The following is a 24,311-nucleotide window of genomic DNA, read 5'->3' on the forward strand; positions in this document are numbered from 1 at the left end:
CAAATCATCTGATTATCAAGCAACAATCTCTAACGATGAGGATTGCTTTCCGCCAGAGCTCGGCACCCTGTCGCACATAGGAGCCAATTCAGTGGGAGCAGTTCGTCAATCCGGTTGATGGGATGGCCTTGGCCGATCCGGTCGAGCACTCTTCCGTTACCGGCATCATCGGGACAGAACCGGCGCGCGCCGGTGGTGTATGAGGAACGGTAGCGACAGCACTCTCCCGCACGGTGACATCAGGTGCGTTTGCTTCCAGCATGATGGCTGCCGCTCGGCCGGCAATAGTCACGACTCCGCTCGGTGCGGGTGATGACCTCGATCCGGCCCGTCTCCTGATCTCCTTATGGAGCCTAGAAGGAGGCTCCTATAGGCCCTCACTCGCCAACGGAGACGGAAGGCGCAACGCATCGGAGACCGGCCGCATACCAACGACCTCGGCTCCAATGCCACTGTCCTACAATCGATGTTCCTGCTATGTTCCACCTCTCGGCTGCGCCCCGCATCCGCAGGAAAAACGGAACGCACGCAATGGCGCTCGATTTCGCGAACAGTGTGAACTTTGTGAACTTTGGCCGCAGGCCGGGTCTCGCGCTCGGGCCGCGTGCGACGCTTCACGAGTGTGAACTTCGCAAACTTTGCCACCCTCTCGCCAAGTGGCGGCGGGGCGGTTAACCGGCGCGTCATGTCTCGTTCGCCCGCGCTTGTCCTTGCCGTCGCCGCCATCGGCATCGCCAACTATTCGGTGATGGATGCGGTGATGAAGGGGCTGTCGATCGCCCACGGCGCGTACAGTGCGGTGCTGTGGCGCTCGGTCGGGGCGATCGTGCTGCTCGGGCCGATCTTCCTCGCCCGGCGCGGGCGCTGGCCGGGGCGGGCGGCGCTGACGCTGCATGCGGCGCGGGGCACGCTGGCGGGCAGTTCGGTGGTGCTGTTCTTCTGGGGGCTGGCGCGGGTGACGATGGCGCAGGGGATTGCGCTCACCTTTCTCGCGCCGCTTATCGCGCTGTTCCTCGCCGCGATGTTTCTTGGCGAGCGGGTGCGGCGGACGGCGATCGCCGGGTCTCTGGTCGCCAGCCTGGGCGTGGTCGCGATCGCCGCCGGGCAGGTTCAGGCCGATGCCTCCACCGATGCGGTGCTCGGCGCCGTGGCGGTGTTCGTCGCCTCGATCCTCTATGCCGGCAGCCTGATTCTGCTGCGGCGCCAGGCGCAGCTCGCCGATCCGGTCGAGGTCGCGCTGTTCACCAGCATCGTGCTGTCGCTGGTGATGCTGCCGGCGGCGCCGTGGCTGTCGGCGGTGCCCGATCCGGCGCTCTGGCCGTGGATCCTGGGCGCGGCGGCGGTGGGATCGGTGTCGGCGGTGCTGCTCGCCTGGGCCTATGCCCATGCCGAGGCGCAGCTGCTGGCGCCGGTCGAATATACCGCCTTCGTCTGGGCGGCGATCCTCGGCTATGTCGTGTTCGACGAGCGGGTGTCGCCCTGGACGGTGGGCGGCGCGCTGCTCATCATCCTTGGGTGCCTGGTCGCGGTCCGCGGCCCGGCGGCACCCGCCCCGCAGACAGAGGCTGCCGCATGATCCTGATCCGCCCCGCCACCCCTGACGACGTGCCCCTGATCCTGGGCTTCGTGCGCGAGCTTGCCGCGTTCGAGCGTGAGCCCGACGCCGTCGTCGCGACCGAGCCGATGCTGCACGATGCGCTGTTCGGCGCGCGCCCCGCCGCCGAGGCGCTGATCGCCGCGCGTGACGGCACCGCGGTCGGCTTCGCGTTGTTCTTCCAGAATTTCTCCACCTGGACCGGGCGGCCGGGCATCTATCTCGAGGATCTCTACGTCACCCCGGCCGCGCGCGGGGCGGGGGTGGGCACCGCGCTGCTCCGCCACCTGGCGGGGATCGCGGTCGATCGCGGCTATGGCCGGTTCGAATGGTCGGTGCTCGACTGGAACCAGCCGGCGATCGATTTCTACCGTGCGATGGGTGCCGAGCCGATGGACGAATGGACCGTGCAGCGCGTCAGCGGCGATGCGCTGGTGCGGCTGGCGGGGCGCTGATGGCCTGGCTGATGCTGCTCCTCGGCGGGGTGTGCGAGGTGGGGTTCACCACCTGCCTGCGCTTCATCGACGGGTTCCGCAACGTGCCGTGGACGATCGGCTTCCTCGTCTCGATCACCGCGTCGATGCTGTTCCTCGATGCGGCGGCGCGGACGATCCCGATGGGCACCGCCTATGCGGTGTGGGGCGGCATCGGCGCGCTGGGCACGGTGATCGTCGGCATGCTCTGGTTCGGCGAGCCGGTGGGCGCGCTGCGCATCCTGCTCGTGCTCGGCATCGTCCTGTGCATTGCCGGGTTGAAGCTCAGCTCGGGGCATTGAGGGATGGCGCTCGACCACGGCCTCGTCGCATGGGTGGAGGAAGCGCTGGCGCCGGTCGGCCGCGTGACGTGGCGGCCGATGATGGGCGGCGCGACGCTCTATTGCGACGGCACGGTGTTCGCGATCGTCGCGCTCGACGATCTGTGGTTCAAGGCCGACGCGGTTTCGGATCCGGCCTGGGATGCCGCCGGCTGCGATCGCTTCACCTATGACGCGGCCGGGACGATGAAGGTGATGAACTATCGCCGCGCGCCGGGCGACGTGCATGACGATGCAGAGGCGATGCGGCACTGGGCGGCGCTTGCCATTTCCGCCGGGGAACGGGCGCCGAAGCGCAAGCCGCGCGCTGCTAGCTCCCGCCGAGCACGTTGATCGTGAAGGCGACGACGCCGAGGTTGAAGATGAACGCGGCGAGGCAGTGCAGCGTCACCACCCGGCGCAGCTGTCGCGTGGTCACCGTGACGTCGCTGGTCTGAAACGTCATGCCCAGGCAGAAGGCGAAATAGATGAAGTCCCAGTAATTGGGATCGGGCGTTTGCGGAAAATCGAGCCCGCCCGCATCCTCGCCCTGTGCGTCCGCCCGGTAGAACAGATGGGCATAATGGAGGGTGTAGATGGTGTTGCTGAACATCCAGCTGAGCGCCAGCGTGGCGACGACCAGCGCAAGCATCGCCGGCTGCGGCGTCTCGCGTGCCATCAATTCGCTGGCAATCGCCACCAGGACGACGATCGTGACGCCGCCGGTGACGGCCAGCAGCACCAGCCGGTTGGCGTCGTTGCGGCAGGCAGAGCGCCGCATCGCATCCGCCTCGTGCCGCAGCAGCGGAATGCAGAGCGCCAGGAAAGCAACCGCGCCGATGTCGAACGCGATCATCGTGCCGGTCCGAAAGCCGAGCCGAGGGAGGAGCAGCGATGCCGCCACCGCGACGATGACGGCAAAGGCCAGGAACCGCGGCGGCGCGACGACATTGCCGATGCCTCGGCGATGGCGCCCTGCCGCCGCGTCCATGGGTATTAGGCCGCCTTGGCCTTCTTGGCCGCCTCGATCGCTTCGATCACGATCTTGCGGGCCTCGGCCGCATCGCCCCATTCGCCGATGCGGACCCATTTCTGGGATTCGAGGTCCTTGTAATGCTTGAAGAAGTGCTCGATCTGCTGGAGCACGATCGACGGCAGATCGCCCCGTTCGCCGACATCGGTGTAATAGGGGAAGGTGGTGTCCACCGGCACGCAGACGAGCTTCTCGTCGCCGCCGGCCTCGTCCTCGAGCTTGAGCACCGCGATCGGGCGGGCCCGCACGACGCAGCCCGGAATGAACGGCGAACGCGAGATCACCAGCGCGTCGAGCGGATCGCCATCGGGCGACAGCGTGTGCGGCACGAAGCCGTAATTGGCCGGATAGCGCATCGGCGTGTGCAGGATCCGGTCGACGAACAGCGCGCCGCTCGCCTTGTCGAATTCATATTTCACCGGCTCGCCGCCGGTCGGTACCTCGATGACGACGTTCAGGCTGTGCGGCGGATCATCGCCGACTGGAATCAGATCGATGCGCATATGTTCTTCTAACCTGTGGTTGGCGCCTTTCCCGTCTCAGCGGGGTTGCAGGAGCTTATCGAGCCCAGCCTCTCCCTCGACGGTCTTGACGAGGTGCGGATAGCGCAGGCCGTCATGATAGTCGATGGTAACTTCCCGGTAACGATCGTCCCGTTTCAGGGTAAGCTGCACCGGCACCTTGGTGCCCTTGGCCGCCTTGATCGAATCGATCAGCGCGTCGGCGGAATAGGCCCGGCCGTTGACGGCAACGATCTCGTCGGCGGTGGTCATCCCCGCCTTGAACGCCGGCCCGCCCCAGACGACCGAGCTGATGCCCGATTTGCCGAGCACCAGACCGACCGAATAGCTGAGATCGGTATAGGGCTTGCGCACCATCTTGTTCGGCACATCGGTATAGACGAGCTTGTAGCCGTTGCGTTCGAACCCGGCGAGCGGGGCATGGTCCGACACCTGCGTCAGCCGCTCGGTCAGCAGCTTGCGCCAGTCATAGGGCGCCAGGCCGTCCAGCGTCTTGACGACGTCGTCGAAGGTGAAGGTCACCTCGCCGAAATCGCCGTCGCGGCCACCGAAAAAGGCACGGGCGAAATCGTCGATCGACTTGGCCCCACCCGTCTTCTCGCGGAGGATCGAATCGACCTCCATCCAGACGAGCAGCCCTTCATTGTAATAATCCTCGGACCGCTGCCAGCTGGTCCAGCCCTTGGGCGCGCGGGCGGTGATGATCGGATCGTTCGTGGTGTCGATCAGCGGGCGCCACTGGCGGCCGGCGCGGGTGTCGAGGCTGGCCATGATGTTCGCATAGGATTCGAGCGTCTCTTCCTTGCTGACCAGGCCGGAGCGCGCCTGGAAGACATAGCCCCAGAACTGCGTCTGCCCTTCATAGACCCACAGCGACTGGTCGCGCATCGGCATCCGGTAATCGGGCGTCCACAGCTCGGCGCCGCGGCGATACTTGCCGTCCCAGCTATGGGTGAATTCGTGCGGCAACAGGTTCCGCGTGCCGGCATTCTCGTCCCATTTGATGAAATAGCCGGGTCGCACGCCGTTTTCCGAGCTGCGGTGATGCTCGAGCCCGATCCCGCCGAGATTGTCGCTGATCGAAAGCAGGAAGTGATAATGGTCGTAATGCTGGCTGCCAAAGGTCTTGACCGCCTGTTCGACCAGCTTTTTGTGCGCCTCGATCTGTTCGGGCTTGGCTTGCAGCTCCTCGGGCGTGTCGGCGAACACGTCGAGCGTGACGCGCGGGCTCAGCTCGAACGCGCGATAATATTTGCCGGCCAACACCGGCGAATCCATCAGGATCTCGTAGCTGGTCGTGTCGTAGACATAGGTCGAACCGGTCGCCTTTGCCGGCACCGCGCCCGCGGCCGACCAGCCAGCAGGATATTTCACCGTTGCCTGGATCGGGATGCGGCGGACGAAATAGCCCGCAGGATAGAGGCTCAGCGAGTTGAACTGCAGGCTCATCATCTCGGGCGTCATCACGATGCGGCCCTGATCGCCCTCGGTCGCCGAGACGAACTGGAAGCGGATATCGAGCTGCTTCGCGCCCGACGGCACGTCGACGTGGAAGGCGAACACGTCCACCGGGTCGCGCGTCCAGGCGACGCGTTTGCCGCCGGCGGTGATCTGCAGGCCAGCCAGCTTCTCTATCTCGCCGCGCGGGCCGTGCTTGCCGGGCAGCCATTCCGGGAACAGCAGCGTCATCCGGCCCGACTTGGCAACCGGGATCACCTCATGCACCTGGAAGATGCCGCGCATCGTGTCGGTCGCGTCGACGTCCAGCTTGATTGTGCCGGGATAGGGCACGTCGCGCGCCGCAGGGATCGTGTCGACGATGGGCGTCGGCTGCGGCGCCGAATTCTGCGCGATCGCAGGTGCGGCGGTGGTGGCAAGAAGCATGGCGGCGAACGGCAAGGCACGGATCATCGGCGAGCGACCCCTTTTCTGACAAGGAACGGGCGGGACAGGAAACATCCGGTTCGGGCAATATTGTTACTGCCAGATGTCCCGCAGTGCCAAGCCCTTATGGCGAAGGCGGCAATCGGCCTGCCCGAACCCGGATCAGCCGAGTTCGTCGTCGCGATATTTGATCTGCAGGAATCGCTGGCGGGTGGCGAGCGCATCCAGATCGCCCTGCGCCAGCTGCGCGGTCATCTCGGCGATTTCCTCGTCGATCAGCTGCAGCCCCTGCGCCAGCTGCTGATCGGGCGTCAGGCCGTTGCGCGGCACCGTGCGCAGCGGCTGCGGCACCCGGTCATAGCCCTTGACCAGTTCGGGCAGCTGTTCGCCGATCAGCTTGCGCACTTCGTTCGCGGCGGGCGACTGCTCGTCGAGCCGTGCGAGCTGCGGCGCCAGCGTCTCCAGCTTCACGCCGATCGAATCAACCAGCGTGCGGGCAGGGGCGGGCAGCGCCAGTCGCTGCGTTTCCAGCCAGCGCTCGGTGGTGGCGGGCAGCGCTTTGAGCGGCACCTGCACGAGTTGCTCGACGCTCGGCGCGCGTGTCACTGGCAGCGTCGCGAACAACAGCGTCGCGAGGATCAGCAGCGCCATCACCGCCAGCGCGCCGAACATGCCGATGCCGCCCGGCAGGATCAGCCCGATCACGATCGCCGCGACGATGATCGCCGCATCCGCCGCTGCGATCCGCGCGACGCGGCCGAGAATCTCCGCCTCCCGCCGCTTGCGCGTCCGCTGCGCCAGCGCGCCTTCGGTCCGCGCGCGGGATCGTTCGATCAGGGCTTCGCCACGGGCGAGCAGGCGGTCGACGTCACTCGGCATCGTGGCTTACATCGCCTCCAGCTTGAACGCGTCGCCGGGGCCGCCCAGGCGGTTCTGCTCGGCGCCCTCGGCACGGGCGATATAGCCCTTCGACTTCTCGACCTCGTTCGACAGCGTGTTGACCGTCGTCTTCATGCTGTCGAGCGCCTTGAGTTTGAACGTGTCGATCGCGTCCATCGTGTCATAGATATTCTGGAACGCGCGCTGCAGCGTCTCGACCGGGATCGTCGCGCTCGCCGCCTGTTCGTGGATCGCCGCCGTCTGGCTCTTGAGCAGCTGGCCGGTCGAATCGATGAGGTTGGCGGTGGTGGTGTTCAGCGCCGTGATCTGGTCGAGCACCAGCTTCTGGTTGTTGAGCGCCTGTGCCACGGTCACCGCCGTGCGCAGCGCCGAAACGGTGGTGGTCGAGGCGCGGTCGACGCCCTTGATCAGCTCGACATTGTTTTTCTTGACCAGGTCGAGCGCCAGATAACCCTGCACCGTCACCGCCATCTGGGTGAGCAGATCCTGCGTGCGCTGGCGGACATAGAAGAGTGCGGTCTCGCGGATCGCCTTGGCCTTGGCCGGATCGGTATGATCCAGCTCGTTGGCCTTGTCCTCCAGCTTGGCGTCCATCGCCTTGGACAGATAGATCATCTGCTCCAGCCGGCCCATCGCGTTCCACAGGTTCGCGCGCTCGGTGCCGATCGCGGCATTGTCCTGCAACAGCTCGTCCTTGCCATTGGCCAGGCTCTTGAGCACCGCGTTGATATGGCTCTGCGACGACTGGTATTTGCGGAAATACTGGGTGAGGCCACCGCCGCCGCCGAAAATGCGCGAGAGGAACCCGTCCTTGCCGCCGATCAGCTTGCCGTTGCGCGAAGGATCGAGATCTTCCACCGTCTTGCGCAGCGCCAGCAGGTCGGCGCCGACGCCGCCTTCGCTGCCCATCGCGCGGACCGGGCGGTCGAGAAAGCGGTTCGACTGGCCGGCCGCGTCGCGAATTTCCTTCTGCCCCATCGCCGCGATCGCATCGACGCGCTTGCCGAATTCGGGGGAGTTGACGTCCTGCGCGATCAGATCGTCGATGAAGCCGTCGACGCGCTTGTCGAGTTCGGACTTCTTGCCTTCCTCGACGGGCACCAGTCCGGCCGCCTTTTCAGGCGCCACCACCGGCACGGGATCGGGCGGCGTGAGGACCAGATCCTGTTCTGCCGTCGCCGTCTCGTTCGCCATGCCCATCTCCAAGTTCGTGCTGCCCACAGCAATACGGATTTTGCCGCCCGGTTCCAACTGTGTTGTTCAAATAGGACAGGGAGGGCGAATCGCCAAGACCGGTCGCGCTTCCATTGCTGAACAAAGCCAGCGCTTCCCGCATCGCACAAATTGCGCTATGGGGCCCGCGTAAACGCGCTCAGGCGACAATCAGGACAGACTATGAACCTCCGCAACGTGGCGATCATCGCCCACGTCGACCATGGCAAGACCACCCTCGTCGACCAGCTTTTCCGCCAATCCGGCACGTTCCGTGACAATCAGCGTGTCGAAGAGCGCGCAATGGATTCCAACGATCTCGAAAAGGAGCGCGGGATCACCATTCTTGCCAAGCCGACCTCGGTGGAATGGAACGGCACGCGCATCAACATCGTCGATACGCCCGGCCACGCCGATTTCGGCGGCGAGGTGGAGCGCATCCTGAGCATGGTCGACGGCGTGATCCTGCTGGTCGACAGCTCGGAGGGCGCGATGCCGCAGACCAAGTTCGTCACCGGCAAGGCGCTGAAGCTGGGCCTGAAGCCGATCGTGGTCGTGAACAAGATCGATCGGCCGGACAGCCGCGTGCAGGAAGTGCTGGACGAGGTGTTCGACCTGTTCGTCACGCTGGAGGCCAATGACGAGCAGCTCGACTTCCCGGTGCTCTATGCGTCGGGCCGCAACGGCTATGCCTCGGAAGATCCCGATGCGCGCGAAGGCACGCTGACGCCGCTGTTCCAGAAGATCGTCGATCACGTCCCGCCGCCCGCGCTGGAAGTCGATGCGCCGTTCAGCTTCCTCGTGACGCTGCTCGATCGCGACAACTTCCTGGGCCGCATCCTCACCGGCCGCGTCCAGTCGGGCACAGTGAAGCTCAACCAGCCGATCCATGCGCTCGACGCCGACGGCAATGTGATCGAAACCGGCCGCGCCTCGAAGATCATGACGTTCCAGGGCCTGGAGCGCGTGCCGACCGAGGAAGCGCGCGCGGGCGACATCATCTCGCTGGCGGGCCTCACGGTCGCTACCGTGTCGAACACCATCGCCGATACCTCGGTCTCGACGCCCATCAAGGCGCAGCCGATCGATCCGCCGACGCTGTCGATGCGCTTTGCCGTCAACGATTCGCCGATGGCGGGCCGCGAGGGCAGCAAGGTGACCAGCCGCATGATCCGCGATCGCCTGATGCGCGAAGCCGAATCGAACGTGGCGATCAAGGTCACCGAGAGCGACGACAAGGACAGCTTCGAAGTCGCCGGCCGCGGCGAACTTCAGCTCGGCGTGCTGATCGAAACGATGCGCCGCGAGGGCTTCGAGCTCGGCATCAGCCGTCCGCGCGTGCTGTTCCAGGAAGGCGAGAATGGCCGCGAGGAGCCGTACGAGACCGTCGTGATCGACGTGGACGAGGAATTCTCGGGCACGGTCGTCGACAAGATGAACCAGCGCAAAGCCGAGATGACCGACATGCGTCCGTCGGGCGGCGGCAAGACCCGCATCACCTTCTCGGCGCCGTCGCGCGGCCTGATCGGCTATCACGGCGAGTTCCTGTCGGACACCCGCGGTACCGGCATCATGAACCGTCTGTTCGAGAAGTACGGGCCGTACAAGGGCAAGATCGAAGGCCGCAAGAACGGCGTGCTGATCTCCAACGGCGCCGGCGAAGCGCAGGGCTATGCGCTGGGTCCGCTTGAAGAGCGCGGCATCCTGTTCGTCGGCCACGGTGAGGCGCTGTATGAAGGCATGATCATCGGCGAGAACGCCAAGACGGAAGACCTTGAGGTCAACCCGATGAAGGCGAAGCAGCTCACCAACTTCCGCGCTTCGGGCGGCAAGGACGACGCGATCCGCCTGACCCCGCCGAAGAAGATGACGCTGGAACAGGCCATCGCGTACATCGACGATGACGAGATGGTGGAAGTGACCCCGAAGAACATCCGTCTTCGCAAGCGTCACCTCGATCCGCACGAGCGCAAGCGCGCGAGCCGGGCCAAGGCCGCGGCCTGAGCCTTGAGGTAGCCCAACTGCGAGTCAGCAGGCAGGCGCTAGTTGGAAACGTTCAGGGCGTCGGGGTTCTTCCCCGGCGCCTTTTTCGTGCGCGTCAGCGAGATGGCTTGTCGACGCCATATCTGCGGGCCGAAGCGCCCGAGCAATGTTGCGGATGGTGACCGCCATATTTCCAATACTGATCTATATGTTTCCAGGATTTGTCTGTATATCAACTTGACCGGTGCCCGGTTTACTTACCCTTGAACTCTGGTGATTGTTGTGTAGCCAAGCTCGATTGCGCGGATCCCATCGCCGGTTCGGGATCCGGAGCCACATGACAGGGTAAGCTTGGGGTGCTCGAAAATTGAAAATTGCACTTACGTCTATTCCAAAGTCTGGAACCCATCTTCTCGCAACTGTTGTTGAGAAGATGCTTGGCGATTATGGCGCAACTCTTGGGAAGAAGGTGGATTTTAGCAGCGGTCGTGGCAAGTCGCTGATGTCCAGAAAGGTAATATGCGGGCATCTGCGGTTGGATACGATTATTACACCGCAGCATGCGCCCTATTTTATCGGAAGAAGAGTGGCTATACTTGTTCGAGATCCACGGGATATTTGTAACTCCATGGTATATTACCTGGAGAAGAGCCACAGGGATGTTCATCAGATGATGAGCAAATCCATGGAAGGGTTGACCCACGAGGAAAAGGTAATGCGTGTTGCCGATGGCATCAGCCTCGATGGAGTAAGCGCGAACGTCCCCTCTATAGACAAGGCCTGCAGGGGATTTATCGAGATTGCCGAGTATATTCCGGACTCGATGGTGTTTCGCTACGAAGAGTTTTTCGATGATGCGGTCGCCCCGAAACTGGCCGCCTTCTTCGAGGTGTCTCCCGAGGTCGCGCGGGCCGCAGTTGCCGAGTCCCTGGGCGCGGACACGAGAACGAAGCGAGAAGGCAAGAAGCAGCCCTGGCGCTCCAATTTCAGCCCTGCTTTGATCGACTTTTTCGAGCAGAAATACGGCGAGACGATTCGATATCTGGGCTATTGAGAGCTCGGCTTCGCTTAGTAGCGATTTGGCGCTTCGCGGTCGTCCGGGTGGCCTTCCCGTGCGTTGCCCACCATGATTTAAGAGGGGCGACGGGAGGACCGGGCGATGTGGATGGCTGCACTGTTTCTGGCTGTGAGCGCGGTTCAGGATCGGCCGGCGAGTGATGCCGCGACGGCCACGGTCGATACGCCGCAGCAGGCCGCCGACGGCACGCAGCGCTGGTCGGTGCTCGTCGATCCTTGTGCCTCGGCGCAGACGGGGCCGGATGCGATCGTCGTGTGCGGCAAGGGCGTCGATGCGCCCCGGCTGCCGCTCCCGGCCGAGCGCGGCCCGCCCGATCGGCCGATGCCCGGCAACCCGGACATGAGCGGGGCAGGGGCGCTGGCGCTCACCAGCGCACCCTGCGCGGCGCGGATGGAGGGGTGCACGACGGGGATCGACCTGTTCGGTGCCGCGACCACGGCGGTGCGGCTCGTCGGCAAGGCGGTCGATCCGGGCAGCTGTTGCGAGGAGCCCGGCGAATCGACCAATTTCTTCAAGCTGGTCGGCGACGCGGGCAAGGGCGTCGGCCGGATGTTCCGCAAGAAGCCGGACAAGTCCAACCGCGTGCCGATCGATCTCGGCGATCCGGTGCCGGCTCAGGCGGGGAGGGCGGTCAGCCCGCCATCTCCAGCAGCACCGCCCATTCCTCCGGCCGAACCGGCGTCACCGACAGGCGCGACTGGCGAACCATCTCCAGATCCTTCAGGCGCGGCTCGGCCTTGATCTCGGCGAGCGGCACCGGGCGGCCCAGCGCGCAGACGGGCTTCACCGCCACGCTCGCCCATTTGCCGTCGTCGCCATCGGGTTGCCAAGCGCGGGTGATCGCCATGATGCCCACTGCGGCCTTCTGGATGTTCGAATGGTAGAAGATCGCCTCGTCGCCGGGCTGCATTTCCTTCAGGAAATTCCGGGCGGTGTAATTGCGCACGCCGTTCCATTCGGTGCCGCCGTCGCGCAGCAGGTCGTCCCAGGAATAGGCGTCGGGTTCTGAGCGGAGGATCCAATAGGCCATGCCCCCCGTTAATCGCCTAAACCGCGGCTGAACACCCGATTCCGCGCCGGTTCAGCGTGATGTTGGCAAGGTGGCTGCAATGGGCGCCGTGATCGGCCTGCCCGATGGATGAGGAGGTATCGATGGCTGGATTTGCAACGAAATTCGTGCTCGGCGCCGCCACTGTGGCCAGCGCGGTGACGGCGATGGCGCCCGCGGCCAGCGCGCAGGATTGGCGCCGCCACCGCTATGAACGGCATCACCGTGACAATGATGCGGGCGTCGCGATCGTCGCCGGCATCGCCGGCCTCGCGCTCGGTGCCGCGCTCACCAGCGATCGGCGCTATGATCGCGATCCCCGCTACGATTATGATCGGCGCTTCTATCGCGAGCGCGGCTATTATCCGACGGACGGCTATTGGTATCGCGACAATTACCGGCGCTATCGCGGCTATGAATATTGCACGGTCCGCCGGGTGTGGGACCCGTATCTCGGCGCGCCGGTGCGCGTCCGCTATTGCCGCTGATCGACGTGTTCGGCGCCGGGTCTCTTGAACCCGGCGCCGATTGACGGCATGAGCCCGCGCCATGAGCGATACTCCTCCCGACCGGCTTTCGGTCAACCCGAAGAGCCCCTATTTCCAGCGCGAGCTGCTCGAACGCGGCGTCGGCGTCCGTTTCAAGGGCGTCGAGCGCCGCGATGTCGAGGAATATTGCATCTCGGAAAACTGGGTGCGCGTCGCGCTCGGCAGCAAGGTCGATCGCAAGGGGCAGCCGCTGACGATCAAGCTGTCCGGCCCGGTCGAGGCGTGGTTCCAGAATGGCGGCGGCGACGAAGCACCGGCCACGGACGCCGCCGAGGACTGATCCCGCCCGGCGCGGGCGACGTCGCGTACCCGCGCCTTTCAGACGACCGCCATGTCGACCTTGTAATGGTGCCAGGCGAAGATCGCCGCCGCGCCGCGATGCGGCCGCCACGCCTCGGCCAGCGCCCGCACCTGCTTCTCGCTCGGTCGATCGTCATGGCCGAGCAACCGCCCGATCTCGATCTGCACCGCCAGGTCGCCGGCGGGCCAGATGTCGGGCCGCCCCTCCGCGAACAGCAGATAGATTTCCGCCGACCACCGGCCGATTCCCTTGATCGCGGTCAACGCCGCAATCGCCGCCTCGTCATCCTCGGGCAGCGCGCTGAGGTCGAGCGTCCCCGACGTCACTTGCTCGGCCAGGCTGCGCGCATAGCCGATTTTCTGGCGCGACAGCCCCGCGCCGCGCAGCGCCTCGTCGCTGGCGGCGGTCAGCGCGGCGGGATCGTCGGGCGTGCCGAGCGCCGCGTCGAGCTTGTTCCAGATCGATTGGGCGGCGGCGACGCTCACCTGCTGGCCGACGATCGTGCGGAGCAACGTCGCATAGCCGCGCTCGCGGATGCGCGGCGCCGGATAGCCGGCACGCGCCAGCCCGGCGGCGAAGGCGGGCTCGATCGCGGCGAGCGCATTGATCGATGCTTTAAGCTGTTCTGCGGTCAGGCCCATGCGGTGGCTCCTTGAACTGGCCCCGGTTCGGCGGCATTGAATCCGCGAACCAAGGAGATTTACATGCCCCAGCTTATCGTCGTGACGCGCGACGGGACGGAACGGACGGTCACCGGCGAGGCCGGGCTCAGCGTAATGGAAGTGATCCGCGAAAACGGGTTCGACGAGTTGCTGGCATTGTGCGGCGGCTGCTGCAGCTGCGCCACCTGCCATGTCCATGTCGACCCGGAATTTGCTGACAAACTGCCGGCGATGAGCCTCGACGAGGACGATCTGCTCGACAGCTCGGCCGGGCGCGATGCGACGTCGCGGCTGTCGTGCCAGCTCAAATTCACCGACGCGCTCGACGGACTGCGCGTGCGGATCGCCGAAGAGGATTGACCGGCTGCGGCAGGCCCCGCCCGGCAGAAGCGGCGGGGCCTGCGCACGGCCGCGTCAACCGCGCGTCGCGATCGCGTAGAGCGCGATGGCGGCGGCGTTCGAGACGTTCAGGCTTTCGACCTTCGGCGAGATCGGCAGGCGCGCCAGTTCGTCGCAATGCGCCTCGGTATTCTGGCGCATGCCTTCGCCCTCGGCGCCGAGTACCAGCGCCACCCGGCCTTCGCCCATCACCTCGCCCAGCAGGCCCTTGGCATGGCCGGTCAGGCCGACGCGCCAGAACCCGGCCTCGGCGATCTCGTCGAGCGCGCGCGACAGATTGACGACTCGCACCCACGGCACCACCTCCAGCGTTCCCGCTGCGGCGCGCGCCAGTGCACCGGTTTCGGGCGGCGCGTGGCGATCCTGAGTGACGATGCCCAGCGCGTCGAACGCCGCGGCCGATCGCATGATCGCGCCCACATTGTGCGGATCGGTGACCTGATCGAGCACCAGCAGCGGCCGCTGGTTGCCCACGCCCTGTTCGAGCAGGTCGCCCAGCCAGATATCCTCGAGCGGCTCGACCTCGATCACCAGCCCCTGATGTGGCGCATCGGACGGAACCAGCCGGCCGAGATCGGCGACGTCGGCATAGGTGATCGGGATCACCGGCGGCAGATCGAGCGCCGACAGCGCCTCGCGCGTGCCCCAGATCTTGCGGACCGTCCGCTCGGGGTTGGCGAGCGCCGCCAGCACCGCGTGACGGCCGTAGAAACGGGGCCGCGACGCGGGGGCCTGGCTCGGGCGATGACCGCGCCGCTTCATCAGTGCGCCGCCTCGCCGCCCGGGAAGGCATAGAACGCATCGGCGGGCGTCGGCGCGGTCGGCACCGGGGTGCGCGGCAGCGGCTGGTCTGCATTGGCGGCGTTGATCAGGAACGTCGCGAGGATGATCGCGCCCTCGCGCATGTCATCGGCCCTCAGGTGATCGAAGGTGTCGACATCGGTGTGGTGGACCATCGATCCGTAATCGAGCGGGTCCTGGATGAACTGGAACGCCGGGATGCCCACCGCGTCGAAGAACACATGGTCGGTGCTGCCGGTGCGGCGTGCCGACACCGTGGTGGCGCCCATCGCGTGGAACGGCGCGAACCATTTCTCGAAGATCGGCATCGCGGCGGTGTTGCCCTGCGCATAGATGCCGCGAATCCTGCCCGATCCGTTGTCGAGGTTGAAATAGGCGGCGAGCTTGGCGTGATCGGCGCCGGGCTTGATCGGAAAGGCGCGGTTCCAGCTCAGATAGCGGACGATGCCGGTGGCCGACGGGTCGACCGGGCGGCTGGCGACATGATTCTCGACATAGCTCATCGATCCCAGCAGACCCTGTTCCTCGCCGGCCCACAGCGCGAAGCGGATCGTCCGCTTGGTGCGGATGCCCGATTCCCTGATGATACGCGCGGCTTCCATCACCATCGCCGATCCGGCGGCATTGTCGGCCGCGCCGTCGCCCATCGCCCAGCTGTCGAGATGCGCGCCGGCCATCACATAACCGGCCTTGGGATCGGTGCCGGGGATGTCCGCTAGCACATTGTACGCCTTGGTGTCGCTGTCGTCGAAGCGGTTGACCGCGTCGATCTCCAGCACCGGCTTCGCGCCCATCGTCGCGAGCCGCGCCAGCCGGCGATAATCCTCGGCGGCGATTTCGATCGCGGGCAGGGCGGGCGTCTGGCCCACCTGGAACTGGCTGTTCTGGCCGTGGACGAGCTTGCCGTTGCGGCTCGACATCGTCGCATAGCCCAACGCGCCCTCCGCCTTCAGGAACGCATCACGCTGCGCCGCGAACGCGAAGCGCGCCGGGTTGAAGCCGCGATCGCCGCCGCCGTTGGGCAGGTCGAAATAGCTGTTCTTGGCCAGGTCCTCGTCCGTCCAGCGCTTGAACGGCGGCTCGGTCGGATCCTCGATGGGCTTGGGCTCGCTGATCAGCACGATCTTGCCGGCCAGCTTGCCCTTATACTGCGCGAGCGAGGCTGCGTCCGTCATCGGCGCCAGCACCACCTCGCCGCTGATCGCGCCGTTGGTGCCCGGCGTCCAGGCGAGCGGCGCCGCCACCAGCTGCAACGGGCGCGGCGCGATCATGCGGACGCTCAGCCGCTCGTTCGACCAGCCCCGGCCGAAATCGAACCCTTCCTTGTGGACGTTCGACAGGCCCCACTCGCGGAACTTGGCCTGGGTCCAGTCCTCGGCCTTGCGCATGCCGGGCGAATTGGTGAGCCGCGCGCCGATCACATCGGTCAGATACTGGGCGATTCGCATCACCTCGGAATGATTGGTGCCCTGGTCGATGATTCGGTCGACGGTGCCGGTCTCGGCGGTCTGGGCAAGGACCGGCGCGGCGGCGAGCAATGCTCCGGCAAGAAGGAAGGACGTACGGCGCATGGGATCCCCTGAAATTTCGCATCGGGACGCTATGCGCGCGAATGATGCTGCGCAAGGCGTTGACAGGCGCGTCTCGCTTCGGCATTGGGCCTGCCTCGCTCGCAAGCGGCGGTTTCCTGGATAGGTGGCCGAGTGGTTAAAGGCAGCAGACTGTAAATCTGCCGGGCTTCGCCCTACGGTGGTTCGAATCCATCCCTATCCACCACCGCCGCTGCGAGCGACACGGCGCCCGGCATCTCGCAGGCAGACTCGTCGGCGTTAACGCCGCCCGTAAAGCGCCAGCGTCCGATCCCGATACTCCACCAGCTGGAGCACATGATCCAGATCCTGGATATAGCGCGCCGATTCCCCCGCGCGGATCGCAGTTTCGATCTGATCCTTCAGAAACGTCGCGCTGGACGTGCCATGCACGAGATAAATTGCCTCAGCGCGTTCGAGGAGCGTCTCGAGGGGGGTCACCGTTCATTCCTTTTCGAGGAAGCGGTATCATATCCAATATGGATCTATCGCTGCAATCCAGATTTGGAACCAATGTAAGGACATATCCTTAAGGCCGTCCCGAGTCGGGATTTTTCCTGACTGTTCAACCCAATGATGGTCATCCATTATGGACTTATTCTCAGCGGGTATAGGTATAATGAACGACGGGGGTGAAGGGATCGAGGCGGTATGCCGGCATTTGATGCAGGCAATCGCGCTCCTCGATCTATTCGGGGAAGATACGGAAGCGGCAAATCTGTCGCTTTCGCTGGAACGTTTGAAATCCAGGTATGGCGTTAACCTATCGCAGGATTAACCATTTGCTCGCGCATATTGGCCAGGAACTGGTCGATCGACGCGAACGTCGCGTCGCTTAGCTCCAGATAGGTAAATCGCCGATCGTTCGGCCCGGTGCGCTTGATGAGCATGCCGCGGCGGGCAAGCGCATTGATCCAGCGCAGCGCTGTGGTGGTCGGCACGCCCGATGCGACGCATGCGGCCGAGGTCGACACATTGGTGCCTTCGCGTCGGCTGACATAGAGGGTCATCAGGATGCTGAGCGCCGGATTGGCGAACAGATCCTGGCCGACGGTCGATTCAATCGCCGTCCGCGCCCACAAGATCACCCGTGCCAGCGTCAACGTGTCGACCATCGGCGCGTGTTCGGCCCGGGTTACCGCGCCGCCCCGGGTCGCTTGCGCAAACAACCGTTTGATGTCGGTAAGCCGAGCATCGAATTCATCGGTAATATCCGCGCTTTGCACCCGCAATTCATCCTCCATAGCAACACGACGCTACGGCACCATGCGTTACTGGATCAACACATGGTCGTCGTTAGGGTGCTTTAAACCTTTGCATTCGCCTTTTTCACTGATCTCGTGCGTTTTCGCTCAGAAAATCGCACTCACCAGTTGCCGAAACGCGACAGCGCGATGGCTCATCGCATGTTTCGCAACCGGTTCCATTTCACCGAACGTCTGGTCATGTCCTTCGGGTACGAAGACGGGATCATAGCCGAACCCGCGGGTACCGCGCGGCGGCCAGACGAGCGTGCCGTCGATTCGCCCCTCGAACCATTCGACATGGCCATCGGGCCAGGCGAGTGCCAGCGCGCAGACGAAATGGGCGGCGCGCGGCGTGCCGGGGGGCAGTGCGGCCAGCCGGTCCTCCACCTTGCGCATCGCCACGGCGAAGTCCTTGCCCGGTCCAGCCCAGCGCGCCGAAAAGATGCCCGGCTCGTTGCCCAGCGCCTCGACGCACAGCCCCGAATCATCGGCAAGCGCGGGCAGGCCGGACAAGTCGGCCGCCTGCAGCGCCTTCAGCTCGGCATTGGCGACGAAGCTGGTGCCGGTCTCCTCGGGCTCGGGCAGGTCGAGCTCGCCCGCCGATACCGGCTCGATCCCATAGGGGCCGAGCAGATCGCGGATCTCGCGTACCTTGCCCTGGTTATGGCTGGCGATCACCAGCCGGCCGGGCGCCAGTTTGCGGATCGCCTGCGGCTCGCGGCCGTCCATCGCGTCCTCGCTCATCCGACCGCCTTCAGCTGGGCGTCGAAGATCTGCGTGCAGCCGAGCCGCGCCAGGCGCAGCAGTCGGAGCAGCCCTTCCTCGTCATAGCAGGCGCCCTCAGCCGTGGCCTGTGCCTCGGCGATCTTGCCGTCGGAAAGCAGCACGAAATTGGCATCGGCATCGGCCGCCGAATCCTCGGGATAGTCGAGGTCGAGCACCGGCTGCCCCTGATAGATGCCGCACGAAACCGCGGCGACCTGCTGGCGGATCGGATCGGTCTTGAGCGTGCCGTCGGCGAGCAGCTTGTTGACCGCGATGCGCAGCGCCACCCATGCGCCCGAAATCGATGCGGTGCGGGTGCCGCCATCGGCCTGGATCACGTCGCAATCGAGCGTGATCTGGCGCTCGCCGAGCAGCTTGAGGTCGGTCACCGCGCGCAGCGATCGGCCGATCAGCCGCTGGATCTCCTGCGTGCGGCCGGACTGTTTGCCCTTGGCCGCTTCGCGGTTGCCGCGGGTGTGCGTCGCGCGGGGCAGCATGCCATATTCGGCCGTCACCCAGCCTTCGCCCTTGCCGCGCAGGAACGGCGGCACACGCTCCTCGATGCTGGCGGTGACTAGCACGCGCGTGTCGCCGAATCCGATCAGCACCGATCCCTCGGCGTGGCGCGTGAAGTTCGGCGTGATCGTAATTTCGCGCATTTCGTCGGGGGCGCGGCCGGATGGGCGCATGGTCGTGTTTCTCCTGTAAAGCTTGCCTCGGCACCTAGACGCTGGAAATGCGTTCCGCCAGTCTCGCCCGGTAACGCATGGTCGATAGGGCGGGTTGCGGGTGGCCGGTACGGCAAGGGGAGTAGCGTTGATGCGGCGGTTGATGGTGGCGGTGGCGGGAATGGCGGTGCTGGGCGGATGTATCCCCGCCGGGCGCCCGCCGGCCGGGCGGACGCCGGCATCGGCGCCGACGCCCGCGCCCGCCCGGCCGCGGCCCGCGCCGCAACCGGCCCCGCCGCCGCTTGCCGAGACGATCCGCTACGAAATCGGCCCCTGTTTCGGCGCCTGCCCGGTGTTCGCGATCACCGTGAAGCCCGAAGGAACCGGCGTGTTCGAAGGGCGGCGGTTCACGGCGGTTTCGGGCACCCGCGCCTTCCGCGCCACGCCGGCACAGCTTGCCGCCTTCGCCGCGCGCCTCGCGCCCTATCGCCCGAAACGCGGCGAACTGCGCTACGAACCGGGCACTAAATATTGCGCCCGGCCGGCGACGGACATGCCGAGCGTCGACATCCGCTGGTCCGGCCGCGGCAAGGCGGATGCCCATCTCTATTTCTACTTCGGCTGCGATCCGGCGGAGCACAAGGCGATGGCCGATGCGCTCGGCAACGCCGTCGATGCATTGCCGGTCGCAGCGCTCATCGGCGAGCGGCCTTGAAGGCGCGCCAGCCGATTGCTTACATGAGCATGCCATGACAAGCCCGCCGATCATCGAACTGACCGACCGTGCGCGCGACGTCTTTCGCATCGTCGTCGAGTCCTATCTCGAAAGCGGCGCGCCGGTGGGATCGCGCACGATCTCGCGCATCTCGACGCTAAACCTGTCCCCCGCCTCGATCCGCAACGTGATGCAGGATCTGGAGGAGCTCGGCCTGCTCGCCGCGCCGCACACCAGCGCCGGGCGGATGCCCACCGATTCGGGCCTGCGGCTGTTCGTCGACGGCATGTTGCAGGCGAGCGAACCCTCGGCCGAGGAGCGCGCCGCGATCGAGGGCGGCGCTGGCCGCAGCGGCCCGGTGGAGGAGGCGCTTGCCAATACCACCGCCGCGCTGTCGGGCCTGTCGGCCTGTGCCGGGTTGGTGCTGGTGCCCAAGGCCGAGCCGGTGATGCGCCAGTTCGGCTTCGTGCCGCTCAGCCATGATCGTGCGCTCGCGGTGCTCGTTGGCGATGACGGCTCGGTCGAGAATCGCGTGGTCGATCTGCCCGATGGCGTCGATCCGATGTCGCTGCAGCGCGCCGCCAACTATATGAGCGCGACGCTCGGCGGCCTGACGCTGGCCGAGGCGCAGCGCCGGCTCGAAAAGGAGATGCGCCAGCAGCAGGCGGCGCTCGACGCCGCGGCCGCCGATCTGGTGTCACGCGGGCTGGCGGTGTGGAGCGAGGATGGTGGCCGACGCCCGGTGTTGATCGTGCGCGGCCAGGCGCGGCTGATCGATACCAGCGCCGCCGAGGATCTGGACCGCGTCCGCCAGCTGCTCGACGAACTGGAGGACAAGGAAGAGATCGCCCGCCTGCTCGACAGCGCGCGCGACGGCGAGGCGACCCGCATCTTCATCGGCTCCGAAAACAAGCTTTTCGCCTTGTCGGGCTCGTCGGTGATCGCCAAGCCGGTGCGCGCGCTCGACGGGCGCGTGGTGGGGGTGGTCGGCGTGATCGGCCCCACAAGGTTGAACTATGCGCGCGTCGTACCCATGGTGGATTTCACGGCGGCCACAATGGCCCGTTTGCTGGCCTGAAGAAACAGGGAACCATGTCAGAAGAAACCGAAAACAAGACGACCGAAGCCGCGGCAGAAACCCTGCGCGAGGAGACCGCGCAGGCTGCGCCCGAGCTCGCCGAACATGATCGCGTCGCGGAACTGGAAGCGCAGCTCGCCGAGGCGCAGGCGGCAACGCTCTATGCGCAGGCCGATATGCAGAATCTGCGCCGGCGCACCGAAAAGGAAGTCGCCGATGCGCGCGCTTATGCCGCAACCGCTTTTGCTCGCGACATCCTGTCGGTCGCCGACAATCTGGCGCGCGCGCTCCAGGCGATCCCCGCCGAGCTGCGCGAGGACGAGAAGATGAAGGGGCTGGTTACCGGCCTCGAGGCGACCGGGCGCGAGCTCGACGCGGTGTTCGGCCGCCACGGCATCTCGAAGATCGCGGCGCTCGGCGAAATGCTCGATCCCAACCGCCACCAGGCGATGATGGAAATGCCCGTCGACGACAAGGAACCGGGCACCGTCGTCCAGGAAATTCAGACCGGCTACATGATCAAGGATCGGCTGCTGCGTCCTGCGCTCGTCGCGGTGGCGAAAAAGCCCGACTGATCGAGCGGCAGTGCCGGATGCTGCGGCGTCGGCCGGCTCACGGGCCGGCTGGCGCCGCATCGCTTTTATGCCGGCCCGCCGGGTGACCTTGGCGGCAATTCTTCCTATCTGGGGAGCATGGCTTCCCGTTTCGCTTCCGTCCCTCATCGGCGCGCCCTGATCGACCGCCGAGCCGTCGCCGAGCGGCTCGCCGCGATCGAGGCAGGCGATGCCGCCGCCCTCCGCCAGGCCGCGACCGCCGAACTCCAGCGCGCGCTCGACGCCGGCAGGGCCGAAATCGCGCGCCGCCTCGCCGAACATCCCTCGCGCGGCCTCGAAAACGCGGCGGCGGGCGCGTTCCTCACCGATCAGATCCTGCGGCTGTTGTGGGATTTCGTCGTCGAGCGGCTGCACCCCAATCCCAATCCCACCGCCGCCGAGCGCATGACGCTGATCGCCGTCGGCGGCTATGGCCGGGGCGAGATGGCGCCGCAGTCGGATATCGACATCGGCTTTCTCACGCCCTGGAAAGTGACCGGCTGGAGCGAGCAGGTCATCGAATCGATCCTCTATTCGCTGTGGGATATGCGGCTGAAGGTCGGCCATTCGTCGCGCTCGCTCGACGAAATGGTGCGCCAGGCAAAGGCCGACGTCACCGTCTGCACCGCGCTGGTCGAAGCGCGCTATGTCTGGGGCGATACCGATCTGTACGAGGAAGCGGCCCGGCGTTTCCATGCCGAGGTACAGGGCGATACCGCGCGCGGCTTCATCAGCGCCAAGCTCGACGAGCGCAACGCCCGGCACAAGAAAATGGGCGACAGCCGCTATGTCGTCGAACCCAATGTGAAGGAAGGGAAGGGCGGCCTTCGCGATCTCCACACGCTGTTCTGGATCGGCAAATATGCCTATCACGTCCGCGAGCCCGCCGAGCTGGTCGAGGTTGGGCTGCTCACCGCGGCCGAATATCGCCAGTTCCGCCGCGCCGAGAATTTCCTCTGGGCGGTGCGCTGCCACCTCCATCTGATCGCCGGCCGCCCCGAGGACCGGCTGACCTTCGACGTCCAGCGCGAGATCGCCGATCGGATGCGCTTCGCCGATCGCCCCGGCATGTCGAAGGTCGAGCGCTTCATGCGTTTCTACTTTCTCCAGGCGAAGGTGGTCGGCGATCTCACCGGCGTGTTCCTCGCGCATCTCGATGAAAAGTTCGCCGCGCGCGGCCGTCGTTTCGGCCTGCCGGCGCTGTGGCGCAGCCGGCGCAAGCTCAATGGCTTCGTGCTCGATCGCGGCCGGCTGGCGCTTCCCCGCGACGATTTCTTCAAGGAGAATCCGGTGCGGCTGATCGAGCTGTTCGCGCTCGCCGATCAGCACGAGCTCGAAATTCACCCGCTGGCGATGCGCGCGGCGGCGCGCGACGCCAAGCTGGTCGACGATGTCCGCACCGATCCGCGCGCCAATGCGCTGTTCCTCGACGTGCTCACCTCCCGCCGCGATCCCGAAACGGTGCTGCGCTGGATGAACGAGGCGGGGGTGTTCGGCCGCTTCGTGCCCGATTTCGGCCGCGTCGTCGCGCAGATGCAGTTCGACATGTACCATCACTATACCGTCGACGAGCATTCGATCCGTGCGATCGGGCTGCTCAGCCGCATCGAAAAGGGCGCGCTGGCCGAGGATCACCCGCTCGCGACCGAGATCCTGCAACAGCTGGCGTCACGGCGCGCGCTCTATGTCTCGGTGCTGCTGCACGACATCGCCAAGGGGCGCGGCGGCGACCATTCGGTGCTCGGGGCCGAGGTGGCGGAGCGGCTGTGCCCGCGGCTGGGCCTCAGCGCGGCGGAGACGCAGATGGTCGCCTGGCTGGTCCGCTGGCACCTGCTGATGTCGGCCACCGCGTTCAAGCGCGACCTTGCCGATTTCAAGACGATCCTCGACTTCGCGGCGCAGGTGCAGAGCCCCGAGCGGCTGCGCAACCTGCTCGTGCTCACCGTCGTCGATATCCGTGCTGTCGGGCCGGGGGTATGGAATGGCTGGAAGCGCCAGCTGCTCTCAAACCTCTATGAATCGGCGGAGGAAGTGCTGCGCCTCGGCCACAAGCAGAAGGGCCGGGCCGAGCGGATCACCGCCAAGCAGGACGAACTTGCCAACATCCTCGGCTGGGGCGCGCCGCGCATGGCGTCGCTCAAGCGGCGGCTCACCGAAAGCTATTGGATCGCCGAGCCGATCGACGTGCTCGAACGCAACGCCCGGCTGATCGATGCGGCGCGCGATGCCAAGCTGCATGTCGAGGCCCAGGTCTACCCCGATCGCGGTGCGACGCTGGTGACGGTCTATGCCGCCGATCATCCGGGCCTGTTCTATCGCATCGCCGGCGCGATCCACGTCGCTGGCGGCAACATCATCGACGCGCGCATCCACACCACGCGCGATGGCATGGCGCTCGACAATTTCCTCGTCCAGGATCCGTTCGGCCAGCCCTTTGACGAGGAATCTCGGCTCAACCGCCTCAAGACCGCGATTGCCGACGCGCTGGCGAACCGTTCGCGGTTGGCCGAACGGCTGCGCGGCAAGGCGCCCGCACGGCCGCGCGCCGATGCCTTCTCGATCGAACCGAGCGTGTTCATCGACAACAAGGCGTCGAACCGCTTCACCGTGATCGAGGTGAATGCCCGCGACCGGCCGGCGCTGCTCTCCAGCCTCGCCCAGGCGCTGTTCCAGTCAAAGGTGACGATCCATTCGGCGCATGTCGCCACCTATGGCGAGCGCGCGGTCGATACCTTCTATCTGACCGATCTGATCGGCGACAAGATCAGCTCGACCACCCGGTTGCGCACGATCGAACGCCGCCTGCTCGAAGCCGCCGCCGGCGACGAGATCGCCCAGGCGGCTTAGCCGGCCCCGTTGTCGCCCCCGAAGGGGATTTTCCGTTCATCTATGAGGAAAA

The 24,311-nt window shown here is 65.8% G+C and carries 27 protein-coding genes and 1 tRNA gene; 15 read left to right on the forward strand and 13 right to left on the reverse strand.

What is annotated here, in order from left to right:
- Nucleotides 1-685 precede the first annotated feature (685 nt).
- Genes ACX40Y_RS09135 through ACX40Y_RS09150 form a run of 4 tightly spaced genes read left to right on the forward strand, consistent with a single transcriptional unit; the run spans nt 686 to nt 2,741 of the window.
- Nucleotides 686-1,576, forward strand: a complete 891-nt coding sequence (locus tag ACX40Y_RS09135; RefSeq protein WP_459119255.1) for a DMT family transporter — start codon at nt 686-688, stop codon at nt 1,574-1,576.
- Nucleotides 1,573-2,049: a GNAT family N-acetyltransferase gene (locus tag ACX40Y_RS09140; RefSeq protein WP_459119256.1), complete on the forward strand. Its 477-nt coding sequence runs from the start codon at nt 1,573-1,575 to the stop codon at nt 2,047-2,049. The genes ACX40Y_RS09135 and ACX40Y_RS09140 overlap by 4 nt, the downstream gene beginning before the upstream one ends.
- Nucleotides 2,049-2,369, forward strand: coding sequence for a DMT family transporter (locus ACX40Y_RS09145; protein ID WP_459119257.1), 321 nt, complete (start codon nt 2,049-2,051; stop codon nt 2,367-2,369). Before ACX40Y_RS09140 ends, ACX40Y_RS09145 begins: the two co-directional genes overlap by 1 nt.
- 3 nt (nt 2,370-2,372) lie before the next feature.
- Complete coding sequence (locus tag ACX40Y_RS09150; protein WP_459119258.1) at nt 2,373-2,741, forward strand: TfoX/Sxy family protein; 369 nt, start codon at nt 2,373-2,375, stop codon at nt 2,739-2,741.
- On the opposite strand, the gene ACX40Y_RS09155 is transcribed toward ACX40Y_RS09150, so the two are convergent.
- The 5 genes from ACX40Y_RS09155 to ACX40Y_RS09175 all read right to left on the reverse strand — a co-directional run bounded on the left by ACX40Y_RS09155 (nt 2,719) and on the right by ACX40Y_RS09175 (nt 7,919).
- Entirely contained in the window at nt 2,719-3,243 is a 525-nt protein-coding gene (locus tag ACX40Y_RS09155; protein WP_459119548.1) for a DUF1345 domain-containing protein, read from the reverse strand. The genes ACX40Y_RS09150 and ACX40Y_RS09155 overlap by 23 nt on opposite strands.
- A 140-nt stretch (nt 3,244-3,383) precedes the next feature.
- Nucleotides 3,384-3,923: an inorganic diphosphatase gene (gene ppa, locus ACX40Y_RS09160; protein WP_459119259.1), complete on the reverse strand. Its 540-nt coding sequence runs from the start codon at nt 3,921-3,923 to the stop codon at nt 3,384-3,386.
- 36 nt (nt 3,924-3,959) lie between these two features.
- Nucleotides 3,960-5,852, reverse strand: coding sequence for a M61 family metallopeptidase (locus ACX40Y_RS09165; RefSeq protein ID WP_459119260.1), 1,893 nt, complete (start codon nt 5,850-5,852; stop codon nt 3,960-3,962).
- A gap of 135 nt (nt 5,853-5,987) precedes the next feature.
- On the reverse strand, nt 5,988-6,704 hold the full coding sequence (locus ACX40Y_RS09170) for a hypothetical protein (RefSeq protein ID WP_459119261.1): 717 nt from the start codon (nt 6,702-6,704) through the stop codon (nt 5,988-5,990).
- A 6-nt stretch (nt 6,705-6,710) separates the two neighbouring features.
- Entirely contained in the window at nt 6,711-7,919 is a 1,209-nt protein-coding gene (locus tag ACX40Y_RS09175; protein ID WP_459119262.1) for a toxic anion resistance protein, read from the reverse strand.
- Between the two features lie 201 nt (nt 7,920-8,120).
- On the opposite strand from ACX40Y_RS09175, the gene typA reads away from it, so the two are divergent.
- The 3 genes from typA to ACX40Y_RS09190 all read left to right on the forward strand — a co-directional run bounded on the left by typA (nt 8,121) and on the right by ACX40Y_RS09190 (nt 11,739).
- Nucleotides 8,121-9,941, forward strand: coding sequence for a translational GTPase TypA (typA, locus tag ACX40Y_RS09180; RefSeq protein ID WP_459119263.1), 1,821 nt, complete (start codon nt 8,121-8,123; stop codon nt 9,939-9,941).
- Between the two features lie 346 nt (nt 9,942-10,287).
- The gene (locus ACX40Y_RS09185) at nt 10,288-10,974 is read left to right on the forward strand and encodes a hypothetical protein (RefSeq protein WP_459119264.1); all 687 of its coding nucleotides are present in this window, start codon (nt 10,288-10,290) and stop codon (nt 10,972-10,974) included.
- 111 nt (nt 10,975-11,085) lie between these two features.
- On the forward strand, nt 11,086-11,739 hold the full coding sequence (locus ACX40Y_RS09190; protein ID WP_459119265.1) for a hypothetical protein: 654 nt from the start codon (nt 11,086-11,088) through the stop codon (nt 11,737-11,739).
- Here the strand turns inward: ACX40Y_RS09190 and ACX40Y_RS09195 are convergent.
- Nucleotides 11,630-12,028, reverse strand: a complete 399-nt coding sequence (locus ACX40Y_RS09195) for an EVE domain-containing protein (RefSeq protein WP_459119266.1) — start codon at nt 12,026-12,028, stop codon at nt 11,630-11,632. The genes ACX40Y_RS09190 and ACX40Y_RS09195 overlap by 110 nt on opposite strands.
- 122 nt (nt 12,029-12,150) lie before the next feature.
- On the opposite strand from ACX40Y_RS09195, the gene ACX40Y_RS09200 reads away from it, so the two are divergent.
- Nucleotides 12,151-12,534, forward strand: coding sequence for a hypothetical protein (locus ACX40Y_RS09200; RefSeq protein WP_459119267.1), 384 nt, complete (start codon nt 12,151-12,153; stop codon nt 12,532-12,534).
- Between the two features lie 61 nt (nt 12,535-12,595).
- Nucleotides 12,596-12,874: a DUF3297 family protein gene (locus ACX40Y_RS09205; RefSeq protein WP_459119268.1), complete on the forward strand. Its 279-nt coding sequence runs from the start codon at nt 12,596-12,598 to the stop codon at nt 12,872-12,874.
- Between the two features lie 38 nt (nt 12,875-12,912).
- Here ACX40Y_RS09205 and ACX40Y_RS09210 read toward each other — a convergent pair whose 3' ends face one another.
- The gene (locus tag ACX40Y_RS09210) at nt 12,913-13,536 is read right to left on the reverse strand and encodes a DNA-3-methyladenine glycosylase family protein (RefSeq protein ID WP_459119269.1); all 624 of its coding nucleotides are present in this window, start codon (nt 13,534-13,536) and stop codon (nt 12,913-12,915) included.
- A gap of 63 nt (nt 13,537-13,599) precedes the next feature.
- On the opposite strand from ACX40Y_RS09210, the gene ACX40Y_RS09215 reads away from it, so the two are divergent.
- Nucleotides 13,600-13,917, forward strand: a complete 318-nt coding sequence (locus tag ACX40Y_RS09215) for a 2Fe-2S iron-sulfur cluster-binding protein (RefSeq protein WP_459119270.1) — start codon at nt 13,600-13,602, stop codon at nt 13,915-13,917.
- Between the two features lie 54 nt (nt 13,918-13,971).
- Here ACX40Y_RS09215 and rlmB read toward each other — a convergent pair whose 3' ends face one another.
- Nucleotides 13,972-14,718 carry a 23S rRNA (guanosine(2251)-2'-O)-methyltransferase RlmB gene (gene rlmB / locus ACX40Y_RS09220; protein ID WP_459119271.1) on the reverse strand — a complete coding sequence of 249 codons (747 nt, stop codon included), beginning with the start codon at nt 14,716-14,718 and terminating at the stop codon, nt 13,972-13,974.
- Nucleotides 14,718-16,328 (reverse strand): M20/M25/M40 family metallo-hydrolase, encoded by a 1,611-nt coding sequence (locus tag ACX40Y_RS09225; protein WP_459119272.1) that lies wholly within the window; start codon nt 16,326-16,328, stop codon nt 14,718-14,720. The genes rlmB and ACX40Y_RS09225 overlap by 1 nt, the downstream gene beginning before the upstream one ends.
- Before the next feature lie 118 nt (nt 16,329-16,446).
- On the opposite strand from ACX40Y_RS09225, the gene ACX40Y_RS09230 reads away from it, so the two are divergent.
- Nucleotides 16,447-16,533: transfer RNA gene (locus ACX40Y_RS09230), tRNA-Tyr, on the forward strand.
- A 53-nt stretch (nt 16,534-16,586) separates the two neighbouring features.
- Here the strand turns inward: ACX40Y_RS09230 and ACX40Y_RS09235 are convergent.
- From ACX40Y_RS09235 to rph, 4 genes are all read right to left on the reverse strand, one after another.
- Nucleotides 16,587-16,787: a hypothetical protein gene (locus tag ACX40Y_RS09235; RefSeq protein WP_459119273.1), complete on the reverse strand. Its 201-nt coding sequence runs from the start codon at nt 16,785-16,787 to the stop codon at nt 16,587-16,589.
- Between the two features lie 317 nt (nt 16,788-17,104).
- A complete protein-coding gene (locus tag ACX40Y_RS09240; protein WP_459119274.1) occupies nt 17,105-17,590 on the reverse strand; it encodes a transcriptional regulator in 486 nt (161 codons plus the stop codon).
- 108 nt (nt 17,591-17,698) lie between these two features.
- Nucleotides 17,699-18,337, reverse strand: coding sequence for an RdgB/HAM1 family non-canonical purine NTP pyrophosphatase (rdgB, locus tag ACX40Y_RS09245; RefSeq protein WP_459119275.1), 639 nt, complete (start codon nt 18,335-18,337; stop codon nt 17,699-17,701).
- Nucleotides 18,334-19,047, reverse strand: a complete 714-nt coding sequence (gene rph, locus ACX40Y_RS09250; protein WP_459119276.1) for a ribonuclease PH — start codon at nt 19,045-19,047, stop codon at nt 18,334-18,336. Before rph ends, rdgB begins: the two co-directional genes overlap by 4 nt.
- 130 nt (nt 19,048-19,177) lie before the next feature.
- Between rph and ACX40Y_RS09255 the strand changes: the two genes are divergently transcribed.
- The 4 genes from ACX40Y_RS09255 (at nt 19,178) to ACX40Y_RS09270 (ending at nt 24,259) form a co-directional block, all read left to right on the forward strand.
- Nucleotides 19,178-19,741: a DUF6438 domain-containing protein gene (locus ACX40Y_RS09255; RefSeq protein ID WP_459119277.1), complete on the forward strand. Its 564-nt coding sequence runs from the start codon at nt 19,178-19,180 to the stop codon at nt 19,739-19,741.
- 34 nt (nt 19,742-19,775) lie between these two features.
- Nucleotides 19,776-20,819, forward strand: a complete 1,044-nt coding sequence (hrcA, locus tag ACX40Y_RS09260) for a heat-inducible transcriptional repressor HrcA (RefSeq protein WP_459119278.1) — start codon at nt 19,776-19,778, stop codon at nt 20,817-20,819.
- A gap of 14 nt (nt 20,820-20,833) precedes the next feature.
- On the forward strand, nt 20,834-21,394 hold the full coding sequence (gene grpE, locus ACX40Y_RS09265; protein ID WP_459119279.1) for a nucleotide exchange factor GrpE: 561 nt from the start codon (nt 20,834-20,836) through the stop codon (nt 21,392-21,394).
- A gap of 117 nt (nt 21,395-21,511) precedes the next feature.
- Nucleotides 21,512-24,259 (forward strand): [protein-PII] uridylyltransferase, encoded by a 2,748-nt coding sequence (locus ACX40Y_RS09270; protein WP_459119280.1) that lies wholly within the window; start codon nt 21,512-21,514, stop codon nt 24,257-24,259.
- Nucleotides 24,260-24,311 lie beyond the last annotated feature (52 nt).

Source organism: Sphingomonas sp. RS6 (assembly GCF_054489705.1).

Coding starts and splice junctions, on each gene's coding strand:
- ACX40Y_RS09135 (WP_459119255.1), top strand. CDS start 686: ATGTCTCGTTCGCCCGCGCTTGTCCTTGCCGTCGCCGCCATCGGCATC.
- ACX40Y_RS09270 (WP_459119280.1), top strand. CDS start 21,512: ATGGCTTCCCGTTTCGCTTCCGTCCCTCATCGGCGCGCCCTGATCGAC.
- ACX40Y_RS09170 (WP_459119261.1), bottom strand. CDS start 6,704: ATGCCGAGTGACGTCGACCGCCTGCTCGCCCGTGGCGAAGCCCTGATC.
- ACX40Y_RS09205 (WP_459119268.1), top strand. CDS start 12,596: ATGAGCGATACTCCTCCCGACCGGCTTTCGGTCAACCCGAAGAGCCCC.
- ACX40Y_RS09155 (WP_459119548.1), bottom strand. CDS start 3,243: ATGATCGCGTTCGACATCGGCGCGGTTGCTTTCCTGGCGCTCTGCATT.
- ACX40Y_RS09140 (WP_459119256.1), top strand. CDS start 1,573: ATGATCCTGATCCGCCCCGCCACCCCTGACGACGTGCCCCTGATCCTG.
- ACX40Y_RS09175 (WP_459119262.1), bottom strand. CDS start 7,919: ATGGCGAACGAGACGGCGACGGCAGAACAGGATCTGGTCCTCACGCCG.
- ACX40Y_RS09150 (WP_459119258.1), top strand. CDS start 2,373: ATGGCGCTCGACCACGGCCTCGTCGCATGGGTGGAGGAAGCGCTGGCG.
- ACX40Y_RS09240 (WP_459119274.1), bottom strand. CDS start 17,590: ATGGAGGATGAATTGCGGGTGCAAAGCGCGGATATTACCGATGAATTC.
- ACX40Y_RS09190 (WP_459119265.1), top strand. CDS start 11,086: ATGGCTGCACTGTTTCTGGCTGTGAGCGCGGTTCAGGATCGGCCGGCG.
- grpE (WP_459119279.1), top strand. CDS start 20,834: ATGTCAGAAGAAACCGAAAACAAGACGACCGAAGCCGCGGCAGAAACC.
- typA (WP_459119263.1), top strand. CDS start 8,121: ATGAACCTCCGCAACGTGGCGATCATCGCCCACGTCGACCATGGCAAG.
- rph (WP_459119276.1), bottom strand. CDS start 19,047: ATGCGCCCATCCGGCCGCGCCCCCGACGAAATGCGCGAAATTACGATC.
- rdgB (WP_459119275.1), bottom strand. CDS start 18,337: ATGAGCGAGGACGCGATGGACGGCCGCGAGCCGCAGGCGATCCGCAAA.
- ACX40Y_RS09195 (WP_459119266.1), bottom strand. CDS start 12,028: ATGGCCTATTGGATCCTCCGCTCAGAACCCGACGCCTATTCCTGGGAC.
- ACX40Y_RS09165 (WP_459119260.1), bottom strand. CDS start 5,852: ATGATCCGTGCCTTGCCGTTCGCCGCCATGCTTCTTGCCACCACCGCC.
- ACX40Y_RS09215 (WP_459119270.1), top strand. CDS start 13,600: ATGCCCCAGCTTATCGTCGTGACGCGCGACGGGACGGAACGGACGGTC.
- ACX40Y_RS09200 (WP_459119267.1), top strand. CDS start 12,151: ATGGCTGGATTTGCAACGAAATTCGTGCTCGGCGCCGCCACTGTGGCC.
- hrcA (WP_459119278.1), top strand. CDS start 19,776: ATGACAAGCCCGCCGATCATCGAACTGACCGACCGTGCGCGCGACGTC.
- ACX40Y_RS09210 (WP_459119269.1), bottom strand. CDS start 13,536: ATGGGCCTGACCGCAGAACAGCTTAAAGCATCGATCAATGCGCTCGCC.
- ACX40Y_RS09255 (WP_459119277.1), top strand. CDS start 19,178: ATGCGGCGGTTGATGGTGGCGGTGGCGGGAATGGCGGTGCTGGGCGGA.
- ACX40Y_RS09145 (WP_459119257.1), top strand. CDS start 2,049: ATGGCCTGGCTGATGCTGCTCCTCGGCGGGGTGTGCGAGGTGGGGTTC.
- ppa (WP_459119259.1), bottom strand. CDS start 3,923: ATGCGCATCGATCTGATTCCAGTCGGCGATGATCCGCCGCACAGCCTG.
- ACX40Y_RS09225 (WP_459119272.1), bottom strand. CDS start 16,328: ATGCGCCGTACGTCCTTCCTTCTTGCCGGAGCATTGCTCGCCGCCGCG.
- rlmB (WP_459119271.1), bottom strand. CDS start 14,718: ATGAAGCGGCGCGGTCATCGCCCGAGCCAGGCCCCCGCGTCGCGGCCC.